Origin of the sequence: Roseicitreum antarcticum, from assembly GCF_014681765.1 — a bacterium.
Taxonomy (GTDB): Bacteria; Pseudomonadota; Alphaproteobacteria; order Rhodobacterales; family Rhodobacteraceae; genus Roseicitreum; species Roseicitreum antarcticum.
In genome coordinates this window covers 2,461,757-2,486,358 of record NZ_CP061498.1, presented here as the reverse complement: position 1 = coordinate 2,486,358, position 24,602 = coordinate 2,461,757, and the positions used below count along the sequence as shown (strand labels likewise).

The 24,602-nt window shown below is 61.9% G+C and carries 19 protein-coding genes; 13 read left to right on the top strand and 6 right to left on the bottom strand.

Annotated features, from left to right (window positions below; all coding sequences use genetic code 11):
* Nucleotides 1–2 precede the first annotated feature (2 nt).
* The 6 genes from H9529_RS11875 to H9529_RS11850 all read left to right on the top strand — a co-directional run bounded on the left by H9529_RS11875 (nucleotide 3) and on the right by H9529_RS11850 (nucleotide 8,544).
* Entirely contained in the window at nucleotides 3–3,437 is a 3,435-nt protein-coding gene (locus H9529_RS11875) for a DNA translocase FtsK (protein ID WP_092884534.1), read from the top strand.
* 268 nt (nucleotides 3,438–3,705) lie between these two features.
* Entirely contained in the window at nucleotides 3,706–4,284 is a 579-nt protein-coding gene (locus H9529_RS11870; protein ID WP_176846786.1) for a hypothetical protein, read from the top strand.
* 358 nt (nucleotides 4,285–4,642) lie between these two features.
* Nucleotides 4,643–5,101, top strand: a complete 459-nt coding sequence (locus tag H9529_RS11865; RefSeq protein ID WP_092884530.1) for an NUDIX hydrolase — start codon at nucleotides 4,643–4,645, stop codon at nucleotides 5,099–5,101.
* A gap of 181 nt (nucleotides 5,102–5,282) precedes the next feature.
* Nucleotides 5,283–6,755: an inorganic phosphate transporter gene (locus H9529_RS11860; RefSeq protein WP_092884528.1), complete on the top strand. Its 1,473-nt coding sequence runs from the start codon at nucleotides 5,283–5,285 to the stop codon at nucleotides 6,753–6,755.
* 78 nt (nucleotides 6,756–6,833) lie between these two features.
* Nucleotides 6,834–7,700 (top strand): NAD-dependent epimerase/dehydratase family protein, encoded by an 867-nt coding sequence (locus H9529_RS11855; protein WP_092884526.1) that lies wholly within the window; start codon nucleotides 6,834–6,836, stop codon nucleotides 7,698–7,700.
* Nucleotides 7,701–7,827: 127 nt separating this feature from the next.
* Nucleotides 7,828–8,544, top strand: coding sequence for a sugar transferase (locus H9529_RS11850; protein WP_092884524.1), 717 nt, complete (start codon nucleotides 7,828–7,830; stop codon nucleotides 8,542–8,544).
* Here H9529_RS11850 and H9529_RS11845 read toward each other — a convergent pair.
* From H9529_RS11845 to H9529_RS11825, 5 genes are all read right to left on the bottom strand, one after another.
* On the bottom strand, nucleotides 8,514–10,718 hold the full coding sequence (locus H9529_RS11845) for a GumC family protein (RefSeq protein ID WP_092884522.1): 2,205 nt from the start codon (nucleotides 10,716–10,718) through the stop codon (nucleotides 8,514–8,516). The two genes, H9529_RS11850 and H9529_RS11845, sit on opposite strands and share 31 nt — an antisense overlap.
* 139 nt (nucleotides 10,719–10,857) lie before the next feature.
* A complete protein-coding gene (locus H9529_RS11840) occupies nucleotides 10,858–11,637 on the bottom strand; it encodes a metallophosphoesterase (protein ID WP_092884520.1) in 780 nt (259 codons plus the stop codon).
* 129 nt (nucleotides 11,638–11,766) lie between these two features.
* Nucleotides 11,767–13,248 carry an O-antigen ligase family protein gene (locus tag H9529_RS11835; RefSeq protein WP_092884518.1) on the bottom strand — a complete coding sequence of 494 codons (1,482 nt, stop codon included), beginning with the start codon at nucleotides 13,246–13,248 and terminating at the stop codon, nucleotides 11,767–11,769.
* Nucleotides 13,249–13,303: 55 nt separating this feature from the next.
* The gene (locus H9529_RS11830) at nucleotides 13,304–13,762 is read right to left on the bottom strand and encodes a hypothetical protein (protein WP_223814153.1); all 459 of its coding nucleotides are present in this window, start codon (nucleotides 13,760–13,762) and stop codon (nucleotides 13,304–13,306) included.
* A gap of 455 nt (nucleotides 13,763–14,217) precedes the next feature.
* Nucleotides 14,218–15,240: a LacI family DNA-binding transcriptional regulator gene (locus tag H9529_RS11825; RefSeq protein WP_092884514.1), complete on the bottom strand. Its 1,023-nt coding sequence runs from the start codon at nucleotides 15,238–15,240 to the stop codon at nucleotides 14,218–14,220.
* Between the two features lie 184 nt (nucleotides 15,241–15,424).
* On the opposite strand from H9529_RS11825, the gene H9529_RS11820 reads away from it, so the two are divergent.
* The 7 genes from H9529_RS11820 (at nucleotide 15,425) to H9529_RS11790 (ending at nucleotide 22,656) form a co-directional block, all read left to right on the top strand.
* Nucleotides 15,425–16,741, top strand: a complete 1,317-nt coding sequence (locus tag H9529_RS11820) for an ABC transporter substrate-binding protein (protein ID WP_092884512.1) — start codon at nucleotides 15,425–15,427, stop codon at nucleotides 16,739–16,741.
* Between the two features lie 120 nt (nucleotides 16,742–16,861).
* On the top strand, nucleotides 16,862–17,809 hold the full coding sequence (locus tag H9529_RS11815; protein ID WP_092884510.1) for a carbohydrate ABC transporter permease: 948 nt from the start codon (nucleotides 16,862–16,864) through the stop codon (nucleotides 17,807–17,809).
* Entirely contained in the window at nucleotides 17,806–18,744 is a 939-nt protein-coding gene (locus H9529_RS11810) for a carbohydrate ABC transporter permease (protein WP_092884509.1), read from the top strand. Before H9529_RS11815 ends, H9529_RS11810 begins: the two co-directional genes overlap by 4 nt.
* A complete protein-coding gene (locus H9529_RS11805; RefSeq protein ID WP_092884507.1) occupies nucleotides 18,741–18,929 on the top strand; it encodes a hypothetical protein in 189 nt (62 codons plus the stop codon). Before H9529_RS11810 ends, H9529_RS11805 begins: the two co-directional genes overlap by 4 nt.
* Nucleotides 18,930–18,932: 3 nt before the next feature.
* A complete protein-coding gene (locus H9529_RS11800; protein WP_092884505.1) occupies nucleotides 18,933–20,030 on the top strand; it encodes an ABC transporter ATP-binding protein in 1,098 nt (365 codons plus the stop codon).
* Nucleotides 20,023–21,018, top strand: coding sequence for an ABC transporter ATP-binding protein (locus H9529_RS11795; protein ID WP_092884503.1), 996 nt, complete (start codon nucleotides 20,023–20,025; stop codon nucleotides 21,016–21,018). Before H9529_RS11800 ends, H9529_RS11795 begins: the two co-directional genes overlap by 8 nt.
* A 12-nt stretch (nucleotides 21,019–21,030) precedes the next feature.
* On the top strand, nucleotides 21,031–22,656 hold the full coding sequence (locus H9529_RS11790; protein ID WP_092884501.1) for a dihydroxyacetone kinase subunit DhaK: 1,626 nt from the start codon (nucleotides 21,031–21,033) through the stop codon (nucleotides 22,654–22,656).
* Between the two features lie 135 nt (nucleotides 22,657–22,791).
* Here H9529_RS11790 and lepA read toward each other — a convergent pair whose 3' ends face one another.
* On the bottom strand, nucleotides 22,792–24,591 hold the full coding sequence (lepA, locus tag H9529_RS11785; protein ID WP_176846784.1) for a translation elongation factor 4: 1,800 nt from the start codon (nucleotides 24,589–24,591) through the stop codon (nucleotides 22,792–22,794).
* Nucleotides 24,592–24,602 lie beyond the last annotated feature (11 nt).

Genomic DNA, 24,602 nt, shown 5'->3' with positions numbered 1-24,602 from the left:
AGATGGCTTCCTACAACATCAGACAGCGTGACCCCCTGCTGGACAGCGGCCTTCAGGCAATTCTGAACAAGCGCGGCAAGGAAATGCTGGGCGTGGCGCTGCTGTGCATGGCAGGTGTCGTCGCGGTGATGCTGGGATCCTATTCGCCCCAAGATCCCAGCTGGATGGCCGCGACCGATGCGCCGGTGCATAATGCAATGGGCCGGATCGGCGCCGCTGTCGCCTCGCCGCTGATCATCATCAGCGGGTATGGGGCATGGGGGCTGGTGCTGGCGCTGGCCGGTTGGGGCGTGCGTTTCGTCATCCACCGGGGCGAAGAGCTGATCCTGAGCCGCGTTATCTTCGTGCCCATCGCCATCGCGCTGACCGCGGTCTGGGCCGCGAGCCTGGTGCCAAGCGAAAGCTGGGGCCAGAGCTTTGGGCTGGGGGGCCTTTTTGGCGATACCATTCTGGGCGCGGTTCTGACGGCATTGCCGATGAACGCGGCCTTCGGGGTCAAGCTGATGACCGTGGTGCTGACGCTGGGCACGCTGGCGATTTGGGCCTTCGTGCTGGGCTTCGTGCGCTATGAGCTGGCGCTGATCGGCCGGTTCTTGGTGCTGGGGCTGCTGCTGAGCTATGCTGGCCTGGTCGCTGTGCTGCGCCGGGGCGCAACGGGTGGCGCGCGCCTGAGCATGCGCGGGGCACAGGGGCTGGCGGTGCGGGCGCAGGACCACATTGCCCATCGCCGCGCACAGGCCGCTGTTGCCCCGGGCAACACCCCGCGGGGCCGGGCCGCGCCCGACATGCACCCCTATCCACAAAACCCCGCCTATGGCCGCGCCCCGCAACCCGAGCGTGCATATGGGCAAGAGCCGTTCGTGACCCGCCAGCCCACTGCCGCCACTGCCGCACCCGCCGCGCAGCGCCCTGCCCCGCCGGTCATCCGCGCGCAGCCCACAGGTCATGGTGCCGCACCGCAACCGCGGCCCGGCCCGCAAGGCCGCCATGCAGCGGGCTATGACGACACAGACGATGACGCGCCGCTGTTCGACGATCATGACGATTACGGTCGCCCCTTGCGCGGGGCTGCACAGCCGCAAGGCTGGACCCCACAGGTCTGGCCCGAGGCGCCTGACGCACCGCAATGGGGGCCTGATGGCTATCCCGCGCAGCGCCACGCCGCACCAGAACCCGCGCCGCAGCGGCAGGGCATCCTGTCAAAGCTGAACCTGCTGAGCCGTCGCCCGGCCGATGCACCCGAGGTAGACACCGCCCAAGCCCAGCCTGCCAACCCGGACCACTACGCCGCCCATACCGGCGACGATCGTATCAAAGCGCGGATCAGTGACGCGGTGCGCGCAAGGTCGCGCCACAAGCCGGTGTTCCGCATCTCGGATGACCGTGGTGCCGCCCCTGCGACCCCTGCGCCATCGGCAAACCCCGCCCTGCGGCCCGAACCACCCGTGACGGCAGCGACCGCTGCGGCGGGTGCATCCGCGCTGCACATGACCAGCATTCCGCCGGTCGGCTGGCACCTGCCCGCGCAGAACATCGCCGTATCGGGCGGACCGGTGTCACCCGTGTCAGCACCACCGACCCAAGCGTCGACCCGGGCCCCTGCGCCGTCCGTTTCCGCGCAGCCCTACCAGACCCATATGCAGCCCGAACCCGCCGCCTATGCCGACCCCTATGCCGAGCCCTACGCGGACCCCTACGGCGATGAGGGGGATGACATGGCCTATGACGCCGCGCCGCAGGCTTTCGCGCCCTCTGTCGCAGCCACACCGCTGGTGGCCGAGCCGCTGTTCGACCCCACCCCCCGGCCCGCCGGACATACGCTGCAACGCCGCGTGGTTCAGACCGGCCAGCGCCGTCCGCCCGCCCCGTCCCGGCAGGCAATGGCCGAGGCACAGCCGGCCCTGCAATTCAGCCAGCTTCCCGAACCCGAATATGAACTGCCGCCGCTGGGCCTGCTGGCCAGCCCCGACGATGTGCAGCGCTATTCGCTGTCCGATGACGCGCTGGAAGAAAACGCGCGGATGCTGGAAAACGTGCTGGATGATTACGGCGTGCGCGGTGAAATCGTCAGCGTGCGCCCCGGTCCCGTCGTCACGATGTACGAGCTGGAACCCGCACCGGGGCTGAAGGCCAGCCGCGTGATCGGGCTGGCTGATGACATCGCACGGTCGATGTCGGCGCTTTCGGCCCGTGTCTCGACCGTGCCGGGGCGCAGCGTGATCGGGATCGAACTGCCCAATGCCCACCGCGAAAAGGTGGTGCTGCGCGAAATCCTGGCCGCGCGCGACTTTGGCGATACCGGCATGAAGCTGCCGCTGGCGTTGGGCAAGGACATTGGCGGTGAACCGATCGTGGCCAACCTCGCCAAGATGCCCCACCTGCTGATCGCGGGTACCACCGGTTCGGGGAAATCGGTGGCGATCAACACGATGATCCTGTCGCTTCTGTATAAACTGACCCCGGCCGAGTGCCGCCTGATTATGATCGACCCGAAAATGCTGGAACTGTCCGTTTATGACGGCATCCCGCACCTGCTGTCCCCCGTGGTGACCGACCCCAAGAAGGCCGTCGTCGCCCTGAAATGGGTCGTGGGCGAGATGGAGGACCGCTATCGCAAGATGTCGAAAATGGGCGTGCGCAACATCGACGGCTTCAACGGCCGCGTGCGCGAGGCGCTGGACCGGGGCGAGATGTTCAAGCGCACCGTACAGACCGGGTTCGACGACGAAACCGGCGATCCGGTGTTCGAGACCGAGGAATTCGCGCCCGAAACCATTCCCTACATCGTCGTGATTGTCGATGAGATGGCCGACCTGATGATGGTCGCGGGCAAGGAGATCGAGGCCTGCATCCAGCGTCTCGCGCAGATGGCGCGCGCCTCGGGTATCCACCTGATCATGGCGACGCAGCGGCCCAGCGTCGATGTGATCACCGGCACGATCAAGGCAAACTTCCCGACGCGGATCTCGTTCCAGGTGACCTCGAAGATCGACAGCCGCACCATTCTGGGCGAACAGGGGGCAGAGCAGCTTCTGGGCATGGGCGACATGCTGTACATGGCGGGCGGCGCGAAGATCACCCGGATCCACGGCCCCTTCGTGTCGGATGAAGAGGTCGAGGAGATCGTGAACCACCTGAAATCCTTTGGCCCGCCATCCTATATGTCGGGCGTGGTCGAGGGACCGGATAACGACAAGGAAGCCGATATCGACGCCGTGCTGGGCCTTGGCGACAGCAGCGGCGAGGATGCGCTTTATGATCAGGCGGTGCAAGTCGTGATCAGGGACCGCAAATGCTCGACCAGCTATATCCAGCGCAAACTGGGCATCGGCTATAACAAGGCCGCCCGACTGGTCGAACAGATGGAAGATCAGGGCATCGTGACCACCGCCAACCATGTCGGCAAGCGCGAGATTCTGGTGCCCGAACAGGGCTGATCGCAGCACAGGTGCAATGGTCCCGATGCAAGCATCGGGGCAGGTTGCGGCCCGGGCCGACATCGCGGTCGCAACCCTTTGTTAACGAGCCTTTGCAAAACCTGGACGCTCCGACGCCCCGTAAAGGATTCCGAAAGATAATCACCCCAATCTGACCAAAGCGCCGAGTGGGTCGGCCGCTGAGGCAGGACGCCTTTTGCAAACCTGGTTTGCATGGGAATTTATCAGGGGTGATAAAATGTTCAGAAATACTGCGTGCAAAGCACGCATGCCGTCTTGGCATGCGTCGGATATGGTATTGTCGTTTGGCCGAGGGACGGCGCGGCGGGTGATGCGCAGGGCTGCGCTGACACTGGGGCTGGTCGGCGCCTTGGCCGCGCTGGGTGCCGCGCCCCGGGCGAACAACGCGGCCCAGGCGCAAACCGTGCAGGGCGCGATGTCGGTGCCAGGCGGGCAGACCCGTGTCGCACGGGATGGCACCATCATCGTGGAGCGTGACAATGGTGGCCTTCTTATAGACCGCATCCGCTACCTCGGCGCGCTACGGCAAAGCGGGCAGCGGGTCGAAATTCGCGGTCAATGCATCTCGGCTTGCACCCTGTATCTGGGGTTGCCGCAAACCTGTGTCAGCCCCGACACCATCATGGGGTTTCATGGTCCGCAGTCGCGGCTTTACGGTATCGCGCTGCCGCCTGCGGATTTTGAATACTGGTCACGCGTCATGGCCGATCACTATCCGCCCGCGCTGAAGCGCTGGTTTCTGGCCGAGGGTCGCAATGAAATCATGGGTGTGCGCCAGATCCGGGGCAGTGAACTGATCCGGCTGGGTGCGCGCGAATGTGCCTGAGGTTGGGTGCGAAGGAACGCGCGGGCTGGTCGCCGGAAGGGGCAGCCCGCGTGTGGCGGCGGGCGCGGCTGCATCCTTCGGCACAACCTGTGAGACTTTTTGCACAACCTTGACGTGCTCCAAGCAGTTGATACTGTCCCTTGTCGTGCAGAACCTGTTGCGCGGAAGCCACCGGACAGGCCAAGCTGCACAAAAGTTGATGAAATCTCGCGCGCTGTCGGGAAAACGACATATTGACTGCATACATGGCGTTATGCGGGGGGCATTGTCGGGGTCAGGTGCAAAACGACCATAAGGTCGGGCGCGCAGCCGGAGGACGTGAAACTTCGTGCGGCACGCATCCACAACAGGGTAGTCGATGAAACACTCCAACCTGTCCCTTGTTCTGACGGAATTTGTCGGGGCCTTCACGCGGCGACCCGCGTATTTGCAGGTGGCCGCGCTGTGCACACGCGGCGAGGGCAGCCAGTTGCAGGTGCTGATGATCCGCTCATTACAGACACAGCGCTGGATCATCCCGAAGGGTTGGCCGATGGAGGACCGCACGCTGGCAGGCGCTGCGCTTCAGGAAGCCTGGGAAGAAGCCGGGGTGCAAGGAACCGTATCCGAAGAAACCGTCGGCGCCTATACTTACCGGAAAATCCGCAAGAACGGGCTGCCGGTGCCCTGCCGCGCGCAGGTGTTTCATGTCCAAGTGACCGGGCTGGCAGATACCTTTCCCGAGGTAAAGAAACGTCGCCGCAAATGGATGCGCCCGCAAGAAGCCGCCACAGTCGTCGCCGAAGCTGATCTGGCCACGCTACTGCGAAGCCTTTGAACGCAACCTGCCGGGGCACAACCAGCGAAGAGCGGGCTATTGCATTGCATCTTGCTGCGTTATCGGCGCATTATCCGCCCTGATATGGATGCCTGGGGTGCAGCGGCGCTGTCCGCGTTTTTCGACAGATTGATACGCATCCAAGGCCGAACGCAGACATGATGAACCACGCAGGATTTTCTTGACCGACCCCCCCCCCGAGAACGAGTGGAAGACCCTCAACAAGGATCTGGAGCGGATTGCCGTTCTGGAACAGGCCAGCCTGCATGTCGCGCGTCCGCTGATCGGTCCGGGCGTGGCGCTGGCGTTCATGGTTATCGTGGGTTTGATCGCAGCGGTGTTGACCGGGCAACAACCGCACAGCCTGATCGTGGTCGCTGCAGCGATCATCGGGGCCTATATGGCGCTAAACATCGGCGCCAACGATGTTGCCAACAACATGGGGCCCGCCGTCGGGGCGCAGGCCCTGACGCTGGGCGGCGCGCTGGTGGTTGCCGCCGTCTTTGAAACCGCAGGGGCGTTGCTTGGCGGGGGCGATGTCATCGACACCGTGTCGCGCGGGATCGTCGCGCCAGAGGCAGTTGCCGAGCCTGCGGTTTTCATCTGGGCAATGATGTCAGCGCTGCTGGCCGGGGCATTATGGATCAATCTGGCGACTTGGCTGGGCGCCCCGGTCTCGACCACCCATTCGATCGTCGGCGGGGTCGTCGGTGCGGGTATCGCCGCTGCGGGCCTGATGTCAGTCAACTGGCCGACGATGGGTGCCATCGCTGCGAGTTGGGTAATCTCGCCCCTGATGGGCGGGGTATTGGCGGCGGCCATTCTGGCCTTCATCAAGACGAGCATCATATATACCCCGGATATCCTGTCGGCGGCACGGCGCTGGGTGCCGTTGCTGATCGGGGTAATGGGTGGGGCCTTCGCAATCTATCTGTCGATCAAGGGAGTGAACAAGGTACTGCACATCACCCCCACCACATCGGCGCTGATCGGGCTGGGCACCACGGTAGTGCTGACCCTTGCCATGCGCCCGGTCATCCGCCGCCAGTCGCGCGGGCTGGAAAACCGGAAAAAGTCGCTCAAGGTGCTGTTTTCGATCCCGCTGGTGTGTTCTGCGGCGCTGCTGTCGTTTGCGCATGGGGCGAATGATGTCGCCAATGCGGTCGGTCCGCTGGCCGCAATTGTCACGGCGGTGAACGAAGGACGCGGCGCGACCGAATCCGTGGCCATTCCTTTGTGGATCATGGCCATTGGCGCTGCCGGGCTGTCGCTGGGCCTGCTGATGTTCGGGCCACGGATGATCCGGATGGTGGGCAGCCAGATCACCCGGTTGAATGCGGTGCGTGCCTATTGCGTCGCGCTGTCGGCGGCGATTACCGTCATCATCGCCTCATGGTTGGGCCTGCCGGTAAGTTCGACGCATATCGCGATTGGCGGGATATTTGGCGTTGGATTTTTTCGCGAATGGTATCACGAACGGATATTGAAGAAGAACCGCGCCTATACTGGACTGCCCCCGGAGGAACGTGCCCGCCGCAAGCTGGTCCGGCGGTCGCATTTCCTGACGATTGTCGCAGCCTGGGTGGTAACGGTGCCGGCCACGGCCGGGCTGGCGGCACTGCTGTTCATGCTGCTGCACTTGATCCCGGTCTGACGGGCCTGATCCGGTCGGCAGGGACACAAGGTGCGCGTTTCGTAAGGCTGCGGTGCGCGGGATTGGGGAGTGGGCGAAATGGACGCTGTGAGGGTGCTGGTACTGGGGGCCAGTGGCAGGCTGGGCCGCATCATTGCCCGCGGCTGGCAGGGCAGCGCCATGGATGCCATATGGCAACTGCGCGCGCCGTCCGCGCAGACGCTGGCCGGGACACAGATGGTTTGGGACACCCTGGTCGGCCAAATGCCCGAGGTCGGAACGGTTGATGTCGTACTGGGGCTGGCAGGCGTCGTCCCGGGCGCCTATGCCAACCTGTCGCTGAATACCGACCTGGCGCTTGCCGCCCTGAATGCCGCTGCGACCACCGGGGCGAAGCATGTGTTTGTCACCTCCAGCGCCGCCATCTATGGGAGCAAGCCCGGCCGATATGCCGAGGCTGCAACCCCGCAGCCTGACACCCCCTATGGTCATGCAAAGCAGGCTATGGAGGCGGCGGTGGCCGGAGCACGCGCGGCGCTGCCCGCCGGGGTCACCTGCCTGCGGATCGGCAATGTCGCAGGCGCCGACGCGCTCTTGGGCACCTCGGCCCGCCGCTGGCGCCGTGAGAGGGGCGCCCCCATCGGACTGGATCGCTTTGCCGACGGGCAGGGGCCGCGGAGGTCGTATATAGGGCCCGGCGATCTTGCAGATATAATGGCACATTTGTGCGCGCTGGGTGCCAACGGCACGCCACTGCCCGCAGTGCTGAATGTTGCAGCCCCTGGGCAAGTGGCCATGAAAGATCTGGTGGCTGCCGCAGGGGTGGATTGGTCCTGGCGGCCTGCGCCGCGTGGCGCGGTGCCCGAACTGGTGCTGGATGTGGAGCAGCTGAGCCGACTCTACCGGTTCGCCCCCGATGCATCAGACGCCACCCGCATTGTGGCTCAATGGGATGCAATGTTGTAGACTCGCTGGACCTGTCCCTCGCCGGAATTGAGGTTTGCCTAAGGGGTTCTGGGCGCCCTAGTATAGTATCCTGCAGCGCACCGATCCTGCGCCGAAACATTAGAAATACGCGTGGTACCTGACCTTAATGACATGGAAGAAACGCATATTCGATCTGGCGTTCCTGCTGGCGATTTCCTGGATGGTGGTACCAGTTCTGCTTTATGCGCTGGTGCTGCTCAGGTGGCGTGATAGGTCGCCGCTGTTTTATGTGTCCGAGCGGATGCGCGCCCCGGGCCAGCCCTTCCTGTTCTGGAAGCTACGCACGATGCGCCCCGACCCAGGTGACAGCGGCGTATCGGGTGGGCACAAGACCGCGCGGCTGACACCAACCGGCCGGCTACTCCGGCGCACCCGCGGCGATGAACTGCCACAGGCCTGGAACATCATTCGTGGCGACCTGTCACTGGTCGGCCCGCGCGCCCCGCTCCGACTATATGTCGAGGCGTTTCCAGAACTATACGCACGCGTCCTGCGCGCAAGACCGGGGATCACGGGATTGGCCACGTTGGTATACAGCCAACACGAGCAGAAATTGCTGGCGCAATGCAGCACGCCCGCAGAAACCGACGCCACCTATCGTCGTCGCTGCATCCCCTACAAGGCGCGTCTGGACCTGCTTTATCAGCGGCACGCATCGGTACGGACCGACCTGTGGCTGATCGCGGTAACGGCGGGACGGGCGTTCGGGCTTCTGCCGAGGCACAGCCGCCGCCTACCCAGGCGCCGCCGCAAGATCCCGATGGGGGGTGACCTGCGGCGGCGAGACGGTACTCACGCTTCGCGGTTATACGCGCTCGCATAGTAGCGGTTGCTGTAGTAATTGCTTTTCTTGTGCGACCGCACCTCATGGCTCAGCAAACCAATCATGCTGGCGCCCGGGCGCATCATTTCCTGGACCTGCGACGAGGCTTCGCGCACCTCGCCCTGGGTGGTGGTCGCGTAGCGGACAACCATCACGACAGCATCGGCATGCTGCGCCAGGTAACGCGCATCGACAACGGGCAGCAAAGGCGGCGAGTCGAAAATGATGACACCGAATTCCCGCTTCGCGGCCTTGATCAGGTAGTTGAACGAATTCCCGCCCAACAACTGGTCAGTCGGCTCATTGCTGCGCGGACCCGCCGTGATGACCGTCAGCGCGCTCAGGGGATCGCGGATCGGGTGCAGCATGGTTTCTGGGTCGTTGCCGGTGTCGCGCAGGAACGACAAGAGCCCAGTTTCGCTTTCCACACCAAGATATTTGTGCAGCGACGGTTTGCGCATGTCGCCGTCGATCAACAGCGTGTCGATCCCAGATGCCGCATAGGTCCGTGCCAACGACAGGGCGCTGGTGGTCTTGCCCTCGGCGGGCAGCGCTGAACAGACCAATATGACCTTGGAACGTGCCGAAGCCGTCGTCGTCTCATCATTGTCAAGCCGGGCGTTCTGGTCACGGAAGGAAATGTCGATCGTAGACCGCAGCTTGCGGAAGCTCTCGGAATAAACCGAAAGGGGTGCCGTTACGATCTGGTCAGAGAACACCTTGGATTCTTTTGACGGCGTCTGGTTCGAGATCGTCACCGGGACATTGGCTTGCAAGATGTTGCGCAACTGACTGGATGACGTGACACCACCGATGTAATACTCGTTCAGGAAGGCAAGCCCGACCCCCAGTCCGATGGCGCCGACCAGCGCCGTCGCCAGAACCAGTTTCATGTTGGGCGATGCCGGGCTGTTGGGCGCCAGCGCCTCGGACACGATACGGGCGTCGGCGATCTGAAGATTGGCCAGCGTGCCAACATCCTGCACCCTTGTCAGAAGCTGCTGGTACTGATTGCGGGCAACGTTTGCACTTTGTTGCAGGCTGAACAGGTCTCCCAGGAGGTCTGATGACAAATCGCTTTGCAACAGCACTTCACGCAACGAATCCCGCGCGGTCTCTTGCCGGTCTTGAAGCGTGTTGATCTCGACCTGAAGTGACCCGACAAGGGCATTTGCCTGCTCGGCCAGGCTTTGCTCGATGGAGGCAACAGCATCGCGCAGATTGACCTCCTGAGCCGAGCCGGGCGTGGCCCCCGCGAGTTGCTGGGCCAGATCGGCGCGCTGTTGCTCCAGCGAGGCCAAGGCTTGGTTTTCCAGGTTTTCGGCAAGGCTGGCCCAATCACCACGCGCGGCGGCGGTCTCGATGGCCTCCACAGCGGCGACGCTGCTCAAACTTTCGGACTGTGCCTCTTCCAGCTGGCGGCGCAGGGCAGCGACCGAAGCGCTGCCGCTTTCGGCTTCCAGCCGTGCAAGGTTATCTTCGATGAAGTTGTTCAGCGTGTCTTCAGCGCGGGCAAGGTCGCTGCGCGCAGTGTCAAGCTGCCGTTGCAGAACATCGCGCGCCGCGATCGTTGCATCGGTCTTGGCCTCTACCTGCCGCTCGATATAGGTGGTCGCAGTCAGGTTGGCCAAACGCGCTGCACTGGCCGGATCTTCGGAAGAAACCGACACCGAAATCAGGTACGTAAGCCCCCGCCGACGGATTTCCGTGGCGTTTTGGAGGCGATTCAGCGTGGAATTGACCAGCTGCGCGCCATCCGGGGCGCTCACGTTGAGCCCCAGCGCCCGACGAATGCCGGCGCCGGTCAAGTTAAGGCCCAGCATCTGCCCTACCTTTTCGGTCAGGCCAATCTGCGGGCCGAACCGGGGGTCTGACAACAGATCGCCCTGCTCGATCACGGCAAGCGAGGTTGCCGCCGACCGCAAGATCTCCACTTCGCTGTCAACCTTGGAGTTCAGGATCTGGCTTTGCTGATTGTTGCCCGCATTAGGGTCCAGCAGGTTGGAGCCGCCGACATCAATCTGCACCAGCGCTGTGGCACGGTAGATTGGCGTCGCGGAAAGCAGGTATGCAAGCGCCGCACCGACGATGATTGCCATTGTAAGTAAGATCAAGCGCCTTTGCCGACGCAAAATCGATATGATGTCTTTCAGGTCGATTTCAGCTTGTTGCAAACCTTGATTCTCCGCTTGCCCGACAGGTCCGGGGCCTTATGTGACGCCGATGCCTTATCATTTGATTTCAAATTAGAACAACCCTAAATGGGTCAGAATACCGGACTCAACCCTAACGTGCGTCGCAGATTGTTATGGCTTAGGCATGACATTGCAAAATTTTCGGCGGCATATCCGGGTGCAGCCGTACTGCGGTAAGAACACCCGTGTCATATGCCCCGGTATCCAGCGCGATGCGCCCCTCCTCGATAATTGGCTGTGGAACAATGGTATGACCGTGAATAACGGTGACATCGTGCGGCCCCGCATCCACCGGATCGCCCCACAGGACAGTTTGGCGCGGCTGTCGATCAAGTGGTGCAGCCACGTCAATTGCTGCATGAACCAACGCATAGGGGCCAACCTGCATGCCATATGGCAAATGCTCAAGAAAGTCGCGATGTGCCTGCGGAATATGCGCCTGAAGCATCTGCTGCAAGCGCCGCGGCGAAGGTGCCGTCTCCATATCGAGCGCTAGGCCGTAGGACATAAGCGTTTCGAACCCGCCAAAATCCAACCAGGAACTGGTCATGGTCGGATTATTGAGAAAATTCAGCATCATGTCTTCGTGGTTGCCGCGCAGGCAAAGCCGGGTGGCCCCGGTTGGGGGCCTGTCGGTCAGAAGGTCCAGCATATCGGCCGTTTCCGGACCGCGGTCCACCACATCGCCCAATAGAACGATGCCGGGACTGCCGGTCAATGTGTTCGCATCGCGCAGGATCTGCGCTTCCAGCCGACGATAGAGGGCATGGCACCCGTGAACGTCGCCGACCACATAGACTGGCCCGGTCAGCGGGCCGTGTTCCAGAAAACTGACCGTCTGCCCGTCGGGTTTCGGTGTCGCCGCTCCGCCCAGTGCCTTGCTTAGCCATCGCAGCATCGCGCCACCCTACTCCAGTTTATTGCGACACAGTAAAGCAAACTCACCCGACGATTACAGGCCCTTTGGATCTGATTTATGACAAATTACGCGCCACTGCGGCCGGAAAGCTGCGCATCGCAGCGACAGCTACCGCCCAATGGGTCGATGCGCCGCCCCAATGGCGATCACGGCCAGAAAAACGAGCACATTTGCCGGAATCTCCAGGCTGAAATCGACCAGCGAATGCAGCCCCCCCAAGCATATGATGCCCAGCGCGGCCACCGGCATGGCCAGGTCAGTCGTGCGCCGCGCAATCCGGCGCAAGATGATCACCGCAGCACCAATCAACGCCAGGATCGGAAGGCTGCCAAACAGCAGCCCCATCTCGGCCCACAGAGTCAGGTAAGAGTTATGGGCCATGTCCAGATACAGAGGTGCCGTAATGGGCGGGGCGCGGTGCAGCTCAAACGCTGGGGCAAAAGCGTCCAACCCGTAACCGGTAAACGGACGGTTGCCGATCATCCCCAGAATCTGGCTGTAGAAGTCTGCCCGGGTTTCCGACGCGCCTTCGACGAAGATGAACCGCTCCAGCACCCCTTGCCCTCCGCGCAAAAGGGCAATGGCCGCGAAGATCACAAACCCAATTCCCCCGGTCAGCAGGGTTGCGGCGGTGCTGTGTCCCTGCTTGATCCGCATGACGACAAAGGTCAACAGCCCCGCAACCGCCGTTGCACCGACCCCCATTCGCGATTGGGTCGCCAGCAGCGCAAGAGTGATCATCGCGATCATCGCCCAGATGCCCAGCATCTCGATCCGCTCGGGGCTGAGCCAGCCAGGATCGCGTGAGGCCCGGATGCGCGGCGCGATCCGCCGATCCAGCGACAGGGCAATCCCCAGGACGATGCCAAACCCCAGAAATGTCGCGTAAGAATTGCGGTTCACAAACGTTCCGGTCGCCATCCCTTGATACGCGGTCTTTTCGCCAAACAGCAGCGTGTCACCCAGAAAATTGAGCGATACTAGGCCCCAGACCGCGTGGGCCGTGATGCCAAAGAACAACAACCACCCCATTCGTTCGCCACGGTTGGGTTGCGCGGCAGCCTCCAGCACCAAGGCCACAAAGCAAAGGTATATGGTGATCCGCAGCGCGCCTAGGATGCTCGCATCCGGCACAATGCTGATCGTGTGCAGGACCGGGCCGGGCACCATGGTTTCGGGAAGCCGCAACAACGCGTCAGGGATGATCGCCGCGATAGGCAACCCTTGCAGTACCGCGAAGACCACGACAGCCAGCCCCATCAGGAAAAGCGGGGCGTGCTTGAACATCTGCAAGGTGCGGTCGGGCGCGATGCGGCTGCCCCGGACAAGATGCCACACGGCAATACCGCTGATCACGATTCCCAATAGAAGCCACCAGACCGGGCGGTGGCTGGCCAGCGGGATCGGGGCCAGGACCATGATTGCGACCAACAAAAGCGCAAGCCGATTGTTCAGCTTGGTATGTTCGGGCGATATAACGAAGTTGTCTTTCAAATTTGGCTTTCCGCTGCGCCCGGCTGACGGTTTCTTGATCGATACCCACCCCGCTGTTTCCGACGTTGCCGCCGGCGTATCCAGCCAGTCTGCCATTCTAAGAACCCTTCTTCTTCTTCAATCTGATTACCGGCGATTCGGGTCAGAAAAGCTAACCCTGCGCATATCGGCGCAAAGCGCTGATGAGCTGCCGCTGGCTTTGCGGCTTTGCCTGCTGCGCCACAGATTCAATGAACTCCCGCGCGTCGGGCAGAGAAATGAACAGGGGCGCGATCTGCTCAATGCCCCATCGTTCAATCATCAGAAACGCGATGTCCGCTGACAATGCAGCCCTTGCGTCGGTGCTGAGCGTGTCCAGCGCGGGCAGGCCGACACGTATCCGGCGGATGGCTTGCCAGCCTTCAAACGAGGCATGCGCCTGGGACACAGCCAAGGCGCGGTCGCGTTCCTGTGCCCGGCCAAGTCCATCAAATGCGACCGCCTGAACCAGATGGGCCAGACCAACTGTCGGCGCACGATCCAGCACCTGTTGCGCGACATCGAGGCAGTTCTGATGCGTACTGGCCCGGGTGTCGGCGGGCATGAATTGGAATGTCGTGTCGGATTGCACGTCGCTGCACCCCCGGAGCAGATCGCGCTGCCCCCGCCATGACATTGGTACGTCAGGAATACCCGGCAATCCAACCTGCGCGGACTGCAGAGTGTCAGACTGTGACAGGATGTTGAGCTTCAGAAAGGAGTCATCACGTGCAAAAACCGCAGCCGGATATTCCCGCATCAGGCTGATGACCGACGCCAAACAGGCGACTGCTGAAACTGCAAGCATAATACGACGCCCAGCCATCATGCACTCCCCGGATAATCAACATCTTCATCAAAACTAGCTATACGTGCTATACAAAATTGCTAATGAAGGAAAGCTGACACACAGGCGGCTAACGAAAAAGTGTCTGTTGCCCTGCTTCCGCGCCTTAACGGCCACAGGTCGCGGCACATTGTCTTTCGCGGAGCCGCCCAGTGGTTCGCGCCATGGGCACCCTAAAGGTGGGTGCAGCATCCGGATGGTCAGAGGTTTTCTGCCAGTAGAATCTCGATGCGGATCTTTTCCTGCGAGGCCACAATCACCCGGTTTTCGCACTCCGCGCGCAAGATCCGCACCGCGCTGCGCACCAGATGCCCGGGGTCTTGAGTCACAACCGCATCAAGCGTGCGCTGACGCAACGCAGCGACCGTGGCGGGGGTCCGTTCATGTGCGATCGCAATCAGGTTTGCGCTTTGGGGAAAGCGGCGCATCGCCTCGACCGGGACACGGGCTTCAGACCCCATGATATACAATCCGACAAGGTCGTGCTGCGTCTCGAAGGTCTTGGTAATGATGCGGTGCGTTCGGTCGGGGTCGGTGTGTGTTTCGAGCGAAGGCAGAACGTTCAGGCGGGGAAACATCTGGTTGATGACATTGTCGAAGCCCAGTCGCCGTTCCAGACTGTCGCGCGCCTGAATGGTGTCGGTCATCACGGCAACCGCGCCAGCCCGCCCACCCGCGAACCGGCCCATCAGTTGGCCCGCAGTGGCGCCGGCGGCAATATTGTCGATGCCCACGAAACTGGTCGCGCCGCCGTCCTGCTGATTGGCAATGAAGGGGACGACACGGATGCCACGTTCGCGCATCCGGCGGATGGCATCGCGGATCGGCGGGGTCTGGGGCGCCATGATTGCAACGCCATCGACCTCTTGCAGTGTCAGACGGTTCAGCGCCTCGGCGGTCTTGTGAGGGTCCTGTTCGTCCAACCGCAGTGCCTTGATCTCGGCCATCTCCGCCCGGCCCGCTTTGTGGCTTTCGCGGATATGGTGCAGGATCTCGGCCATGAATTCATCCCCCTTGCGGGGTAGGACAAATCCGAAGGTATAGCCCTTCTTGCGCGCAAGTGTGGCGGCGACCAGGTTGCGTTCAAATCCGATCCGCTGAATCGCCTCGTTCACCGCATCGACGGTTTTCTGGCGCACGCCCGGTCGCGCGTTCAGCACACGGTCCACGGTGGCAAGGCTGACACCTGCCGCCTGTGCGAGGTCTTTTGTAGTTGGCCGCATCGCGCAACGTTTTCCCTGAATATCGCCTGTCCGACGATTACTGCGACGGATTCCTAGGCAACGCAAGGTTTTTGAGGTGCGTACCTCAGAAAGTTCTTGATCTGAGGTGCGCACCTCATCTACCACTGAAGCTGTTCACGATTCCTGGCGGGGGGCCGGGGAGAACATAGGGAGGAGTTTTCGAATGAAGACGAAACTGACACTTGCAGTTGCCGCAGCAGCACTGGCAACGGGCGCAGGATCGGCGCAGGCAGAGAACCTGACATTATGCTGGGCGGCATGGGACCCGGCCAACGCGCTGGTCGAACTGAGCAAGGACTTCGAGGCGCAATCGGGCCACACCATGAGCTTCGAATTCGTGCCATGGACCAGCTTTGCCGACCGCATGCTGAACGAACTGAACTCTGGCGGGCGGCTGTGCGACCTGATGATCGGCGACAGTCAGTGGATCGGCGGCGGTGCCGAGAACGGCCATTACGTCAAGCTGAACGACTTTTTCGACGCCAACAATATTTCCATGGATGACTTCATTCCGGCGACCGTGACGGGCTACGCTGAATGGCCGAAGAATACGCCGAATTACTGGGCCCTGCCCGCCTTTGGCGATGTTGTGGGCTGGACCTACCGCCGCGACTGGTTTGAGCGTCCCGCGCTTCAGGCCGAGTTTCAGGAAACCTATGGCCGCCCGCTGGACGTTCCCGCCACGCTGGAAGAACTGAAAGACATCGCACAGTTCTTTCAGGGCCGCGATATCGACGGAACCACGGTCTATGGCGCAGCGATCTACACCGAGCGTGGGTCCGAAGGCATCACAATGGGCGTGACGAACGCCCTTTACAACTATGGCTTCCAGTATGGCAGCCCGGAGAACCCATACGAATTGGACGGCTATGTAAATTCGCCGGGCGCGGTAGCGGGGCTGGAATACTACAAGGAGCTTTACGACACCGCGACCCCGCCGGGTTCGTCGAACTGGTACATGGGCGAGAATATCGACGCCTATCGTTCAGGACAGGTGGCGATGCAGATGAACTTTGCCTTCATCTGGCCCGGGGTCCATGCCGACCCGAATGTGGGCGGTGAGCGGTCGGGCTATTTCCCCAACCCTGCTGGGCCTGAGGGACAATTTGCCCAGCTTGGTGGTCAGGGCATTTCGGTTGTGGCCTATTCCGAGAAACAGGACGCGGCGCTGGAATACATCCAATGGTTCGCGCAACCCGAGGTGCAGGCAAAGTGGTGGGAGCTTGGCGGCTATTCCGCGTTGCGGTCGGTTTTGGAAGACCCGGGCTTTGCTGACAGCCAGCCCTACGCGCAGACCTTCCTGGATTCCATGGCCATCGTCAAAGACTTCTGGGCCGAGCCTTCCTACGCCGAACTGCTGCTGGCGATGCAGGCAAGGGTGCATGACTATGTGATCGCCGGAAACGGCACGGCGCAAGAAGCGCTGGACGGGCTGACCGAAGACTGGACCGAGATCTTCGAGTATGAGGGGAAGCTGTAACGCCGCCGCCCTGACCGGTCCTTCCCCGACGCAACGCGCCCCCTCCGTCCGGGGTGCGTCGGGGAAGGAAATCTGCCCGCCCGTTCAAGGCACGCAGCCTGCTGCGATGAAGGACACCCCATGACCGATACCCCCATCACCCGCGTCGCCAAGGCCACGCCGGAACCCGTTGCGCGCCGTATCCGCGGCCTTTCGGACCGCGCCATCGCCTGGATTTTCGTGGCGCCCACGCTGTTTTTACTGCTGGCGGTCAATATTTTTCCACTGATCTGGACCATCCGCCTCAGCTTTACCGATTTCAGGGTCAACCGACCCAACCGTGATGCCGAATGGGTGGGGTTGGAGAATTATCAGCGCATCCTGTCCGACAGCGACATCTGGAACACGATGCAGGCCACCGCGCATTTTCTGGTCTGGACCATCGTGTTGCAGGTGCTGATCGGCTTCACGCTAGCCTACCTGATCAACAAGAAGTTCAAGGGGAACGACCTTTGGACCACGATCATCGTGCTGCCAATGATGCTGAGCCCGGCGGTCGTGGGCAATTTCTGGACCTTCCTCTACCAGCCGCAGATCGGGCTGTTCAACTATGCCGTAGGCTTCCTGACCGGTGTTGACCCCGCCAGCTTCTCGATGATCGGGGATGTGCATCTGGCGCCATGGTCGATCGTCATTGCCGATACATGGATGTGGACGCCCTTTGTCATGCTGATCTGTCTGGCCGGGCTGCGGTCAATTCCTGACAGCATCTATGAAGCCGCCGAATGCGACCGCGCCAGCAAATGGCGGCAGTTCTGGACCATCACCGTTCCCATGGTGCTACCGTTCCTGATGCTGGCGGTACTCTTCCGCGGGATCGAGAATTTCAAGATGTTCGACCTGGTTGTGCAACTGACCGGCGGCGGGCCGGGATCGGTGACCGAGGTGACCTCGATCAACCTCAAGCGCGAGGCGTTCGAGAAATGGCGCACCGGCTATTCCTCTGCCTATGCCGTGATCTTGTTCGTGACCGTGTTCGGGCTGGCCTCGATCTATGTCAAAGCCCTCAACAAGGTGAAGCAGAGATGAGCTTTTCAGTCACAGCGCCGTCCAGCCGCACCAAATGGTTCGCAGGCATTCTGGTGGTAGGCTATGCCATCATCACCATCCTGCCGCTGCTATGGATCATTGCCACTGGGTTCAAATCCCCTTCGGACGCTATCGCCTATCCGCCGAAGATCGTGTTCGAGCCGACGCTGGAAGGCTATGTCAACCTGTTCACCACGCGCAGCCGCGCCACCGAGGAAACGCTGGAGGCGATGGGGCCACCAACCACCTGGTACGACCGCATCGTGCGCGATCAGAACATGATCATCTCGGGTCCCTCACGGTATGGCGAGCGCTTCGTGAATTCCGTCATCATCGGGTTCGGGTCGACGTTCCTTTGCATGATCCTGGGCACGGCAGCGGCCTACGCATTCTCACGCTTCAAGGTACCACTGAAGGATGATCTGCTGTTCTTCATACTCTCGACCCGGATGATGCCCCCTATCGCAGTAGCCATACCGATCTTTCTGATGTTCCGTAATCTGGGGCTGAACGACACACATCTTGGCATGATCTTGCTATATACGGCGGTCAACCTGTCGCTGTCGGTCTGGCTGCTGAAAGGCTTCATCGACGAGATTCCGGTGGAATATGAAGAGGCCGCGCTGATCGACGGCTACACGCGGTTTCAGGCGTTCTACAAGGTGGTGCTGCCACAAGCGGCGACCGGCATTGCCTCGACGGCGATCTTCTGCCTGATCTTTGCTTGGAACGAATACGCATTTGCCGTGCTGTTAACCTCAGGCAATGCGCAGACCGCGCCGCCGTTCATCCCCACGATCATCGGCGTCAGCGGCAAGGATTGGCCCGCCGTCGCCGCCGGGGCCACGATCTTTCTGGTGCCTGTCATGGTCTTTACCATCCTTCTGCGCAAACATCTGCTGCGCGGCATAACCTTCGGAGCGGTGCGCAAATGAGCGGGTTTTTCAAAGGTCTGATCGGGCTGCGTCGGGGTCCATGGGAAATGCTGGCCTCGGCGCTGATCGCGGTGGGTGTGGTCATGCTGATGCAACCCTTCGTGCTGACGCTATTCACCTGGTCCTTCACCGTCACACTGACCGGCACGGTGATGTTCATCATCGTCAGCCATTTTCGGGAATGAGGCATGGCACAGATACGAATTGAAAACGTGCGCAAGGAATTCGGGGCCTTCACCGCCGTGCAATCCTCCAGCTTCACGATCGAGGATGGCGAGTTCTTCATGCTGCTGGGGCCATCGGGCTGCGGCAAGACCACAACCCTGCGGATGATGGCGGGGCTGGAACTGCCCACCTCGGGCGAGATCTACATTGATGGCGAAGAAGTCGGGCAGAAACCCGCCAGCCAGCGCGACATCGCCTTCGTGTTTCAGATGTTCGCGCTCTACCCGCATATGAATGTGCGCAGGAATATCAGCTATCCGCTGATTTCCCAAGGTATGCCCCGCGCCGAGGTCAGGCGGCGCGTGCAGGAAATCGCGCGCATTCTGGGCATCGAGGATATTCTGGACCGCCCCGTTGGCGGCCTGTCGGGCGGCGACCGGCAGCGCGTCGCGCTCGGCCGTGCCATTGTGCGCGAGCCTAAGGCCTTCTTCATGGATGAGCCGCTGGGCGCGCTGGATGCCGAGTTTCGCGAACATATGTCGGCCGAACTGCGCGCCCTGCATGACCGGATCGGGGCGACGACTGTCTATGTCACCCATGACCAGTTGGAAGCCATGCAGATGGGTGACAAGATCGTGGTAATGAACCACGGCGTGGTGGAACAGTTCGGCGTCCCGCAGGACATCTATGACTGGCCCGCAACGAAATTCGTGGCGCAGTTCATCGGCTCGCCTTGCATGAACTTCCTCGATTTTCAGGGCGCAGTCGCGCCCGGGCAAGGCAGCGTGGCGCTGTCGGGCACCGATTGCGCCATGCCCTTCCTGCGCGAAGGGTCACGCGGGGATCTGACCTTTGGCGTTCGGCCTGAACATATCACGCTGGACGACAGCGCCCCCTACAAGGGCCGGGTGGCTGCCACCGAATACCTGGGCACCACGCAGATCGTCAGTTTCGACACACCCAACGGGCCGGTCAAGGCACGCGTGGCCAGTCACATGCCGGTGCGCACCGGCCAGACGATCGGCCTGCGCTTTGACCCGCGCACGGTAACGGTTTTTGACGCGAACAGCGGGCGCGCGCTGCTGTCGGAAGCAAATGAGGGGGTGCTGAACCATGGCTGAGGTTGCATTGCGCGGTGTGTCCAAATCCTTCGGTGGCGATGTCGCGCTGGACGATGTGACAATGACCATTCCCGACGGATCTTTCGTGGTACTGCTGGGCCCCACCGGCGCAGGCAAGACGACGACGCTGCGCATGGTATCGGGCCTGGATGTGCCCGACCGTGGCCAGATCAGCATCGGCGGGCGCGATATGGCCGGGCTGACGCCTGCCCAGCGAGATGTGGCGATGGTGTTTCAACAATACTCGCTCTATCCGCATCTGACGGTCAGGCAGAACCTGGAGTTTCCGCTGAAATCCCCCATCCTGCGCACGCCAAGGGACGAGATTGACCGCAAGGTCGGCGCGGTCGCCGAGATGCTGCAGATCTCGCACAAGCTGAGCAACAAGGCGACGGAACTGTCGGGCGGCGAGATGCAGCGCGTGTCCATCGGGCGGGCGCTGGTGCGCAACCCGGCGCTTTACCTGATGGATGAACCGCTGAGTTCACTGGACGCCAAGCTACGGTCAGACCTGCGGATCGAGCTGAAGAACATTCAGGCCAATTCCGGCGCAACACTCCTGTATGTCACCCATGACCAGATCGAAGCGATGACCATGGCGACCCATGTCGGTGTCCTTGACCAAGGCAGGCTGGTGCAGTTCGGCACGCCACGGGCGATATATGAGGATCCTGTCAGCATCTATGCCGCCAGCCGGTTGGGCCAACCCCGCATCAATATCCTGCCCGCTGACCTGTTTCCGGGCGCTCCTGCGCGCGCGCGCAATATTGGCCTGCGGCCCGAACATATCCTGCAAGGCGCGGGGCAGGAAAGCCAGGTGCAGCGGGTGGAACGGCTGGGCGACCAGACGCGGCTGCATCTGTCGCTCAAAGGCCATGACTTGATCACCGTCACTGATGCGCATACCCCGCTGACGCCCGGGGCGCTGGTGAAGATCCAGCCGCAGAACCCGTTCTATTTCGACGCCACCGGCGCCCGCATCGCGTAAAGGAAAAGCAAAATGGCACAGTTCATCAATAAGAAAGAAAATACGGTAACGGATGCGCTGGACGGGCTGATCCGTGCATCGGGGGGCGGGCTGGCACGGCTGGACGGCTATCCGCATATCCGCGTCGTGATCCGCAACGACTGGGATAAATCCAAGGTCGCGCTGGTATCAGGCGGCGGGTCGGGGCATGAGCCTGCGCATGCCGGCTTCGTCGGGCAGGGCATGCTGACGGCGGCGGTCTGCGGCGATGTCTTCGCCTCACCTTCCGTCGACGCTGTGCTCGCGGGTATTCTGGCAGTGAGCGGCCCGGCGGGCTGTCTTCTGATCGTCAAGAACTACACCGGCGACCGGCTGAACTTTGGGCTGGCCGCCGAACGGGCGCGGGCGTTTGGGCTGAAGGTCCGCATGGTCATCGTGGATGACGACATCGCCCTGCCCGACCTGCCGCAACCGCGTGGGGTGGCAGGCACCTTGTTCGTCCACAAGATCGCCGGCGCCGTGGCCGAGGCGGGCGCCACGCTGGAGGCTGTCACCGAAGCGGCCGAACGCGTGATCGCGGGGACCCGGACGCTGGGCATGTCGCTCGACACCTGCACCGTGCCCGGATCGCCGAAGGAGGTGCGCATCGCACCCGGCAAGGCGGAACTGGGCCTCGGCATCCATGGTGAGGCCGGGGTGGAGCAGATTGATTTCACCGATGCCCGCCACGCCATCGCCGCCGTGGTGGAAAAGCTGGCACCCGGCATGGCCGAAACGCCGCACGTCGTCATGCTCAACAATCTGGGTGGCACGACGGTGCTGGAAATGTCGATCCTGACCAACGAACTGCTGGCCTCGGCCATCGCTCCAAAACTGTCGCTGATCGTTGGCCCGGCGGCGATGATGACATCGCTGGACATGCAGGGCTTCTCGGTGTCGGTCTATCCTGCCACGCCCGATGATGTCGCGCATCTGACGGCCCCCTGCGCGCCGCATTCATGGCCCGGGTGCAAAACCGTGACACCCGTGACGGTAAATGAACTGCCTGACGGCCTGACGCCCATCCGGCCTGTACCATCGCAGCACAGGGCGACGGAGATCTTCCTGACGCGCTGCTGCCAGATCCTGATGGAAGCGGAGGATGATCTGAACGCGCTGGACGCGAAATCAGGCGATGGTGATACTGGATCTACGCTGGCAGGCGCGGCGCGGGCGCTGATCGCCGCGATGGACCGGCTGCCGCTGGCCGATCATACGCAGCTTTACCGCGCGATAGGGCAGGAACTGAGCCAGACCATGGGTGGATCATCCGGCGTGTTGCTTGCGATCTTCTTCACCGCTGCGGGCGACGCCGCATCCACCGGCCTGCCAATGGTTGCCGCGCTGAAGGAAGGGCTGGCCCGGATGCAGCATATCGGCGGCGCAGAGCCCGGTGACCGTACCATGGTAGACGCCTTGAAACCGGCGTTGGACGCGCTGGAGGGCGGCATGGCACCGGCAGCAGCGGCCGCGCGGAAGGGCGCCGACCACACGGCTACCATCGTAAAGGCCAAGGCCGGACGCGCGTCCTACATCAGCGCAGGACAGTTGCGCGGCCATATCGACCCCGGTGCAGAGGCGGTTGCGCGATTGTTTGAGCAGTTGGAGGCAAGCGCGTAGACGGTCCAACACGGCTTCACCCCGCGCCCTGCTGCCCGCTGGACAGGCAGGCCGCGTGGCAGGTGGGTGCCAGACACGGGGGGGGCAGCGGTGAAACACGTGTCGCAAGCGGGTGTCTTACGGCGCGGCCCTTGCTCAGCCGTCCATTTTCAGCGCGTTGATGAAGGCCTGCTGCGGGATCTCTACCTTGCCGAACTGGCGCATCTTCTTCTTGCCCGCTTTTTGCTTGTCCAGAAGCTTGCGCTTCCGGGTGGCGTCGCCGCCATAGCATTTCGCGGTCACGTCCTTGCGCAGCGCCGACAGGGTTTCGCGCGCGATCACCTTGCCCCCGATGGCAGCCTGAATCGGGATCTTGAACATGTGCCGCGGGATGAGTTCTTTCAGCTTTTCGCACATGGACCGGCCCCGCATATCAGCGCGGTCACGATGCACCATCATCGACAGCGCATCGACGGGTTCATCGTTTACCAGGACCTGCATCTTGACCAGATTATCCTCACGGTAGCCCGTGATTTCATAATCGAAGGACGCATAGCCCTTGGTGACCGATTTCAGCCTGTCATAGAAATCGAACACCACCTCATTGAGCGGCAGGTCATAGACCACCATGGCGCGGCTGCCCGCATAGGTCAGCTCCTGCTGAATGCCGCGCCGGTCCTGACACAGCTTCAGTACATCGCCCAGAAACTCATCCGGCACCAGGATCGTAGCCTTGATGCGGGGTTCTTCCACATGGGCCACATAGGTGATGTCGGGCATGTCGGCGGGATTGTGCAGTTCTTGGACGGTGCCGTCCTTCATGTGGATACGATAGACTACACTGGGCGCGGTAGTAATCAGGTCGATGTCATACTCTCGCTCGATCCGGTCGCGGATCACTTCCAGATGGAGCAAGCCCAGAAAGCCGCAGCGGAAGCCGAAGCCCAGCGCTGCCGAGCTTTCCATCTCATAGCTGAAAGACGCATCGTTCAGCGCCAGCTTCTCGATCGCTTCGCGCATGGGTTCAAATTCGGCGCTGTCCACCGGGAACAGGCCGCAAAACACCACCGGGATCGACGGTTTGAACCCCGGCAGCGCCTTGGCGCAGGGCTTCTTGTCGTGGGTAATGGTGTCGCCCACACGGGTGTCGCGCACCTGCTTGATGGAGCCTGTGAAAATCCCGATCTCGCCCGGGCCCAGTTCGGCGATGTCGACCATCTGCGGCTTCAGGACCGACAGCTTGTCGATGCCGTACTTTGCCCCGGTCTGCATCATGCGGATGTTGTCGCCCTTGCGGATCACGCCGTCCATGACGCGGATCAGCACGACAACACCCAAGTACGGGTCATACCAACTGTCCACCAGCATCGCCTTCAACGGCGCGTCGCGATCACCCTTTGGCGCAGGCAGACGGTGCACAATCGCTTCCAACACTTCAGGAATACCAAGGCCGGATTTGGCCGATATATAGATCGCGCCTGAGGCGTCGATGCCGATCACATCCTCGATCTGTTCTTTCACCCGCTCCGGTTCGGCGGCGGGCAGGTCGATCTTGTTCAGCACCGGAATGATCTCGTGGTCGGCCTCGATGGCGGTGTAGACATTGGCCAGCGTCTGCGCCTCGACGCCCTGCGAAGCATCGACGACCAGAAGCGAGCCTTCGACCGCCCGCATCGACCGCGACACTTCATAGGCGAAATCAACATGGCCGGGGGTGTCGATCAGGTTCAGCACATAGGCCTCACCGTTGTTCGCCACATAGTCGATACGCACGGTGTTCGCCTTGATGGTGATGCCGCGTTCGCGTTCGATATCCATACTGTCCAGCATCTGCTCTTTCATGTCACGGTCGGTGACAGTGCCGGTTGATTGGATCAACCGGTCAGCAAGCGTGGATTTACCGTGGTCGATATGCGCCACGATGGAGAAGTTGCGAATGTGATCAAGCTGGGTCATGGGCTGCATAT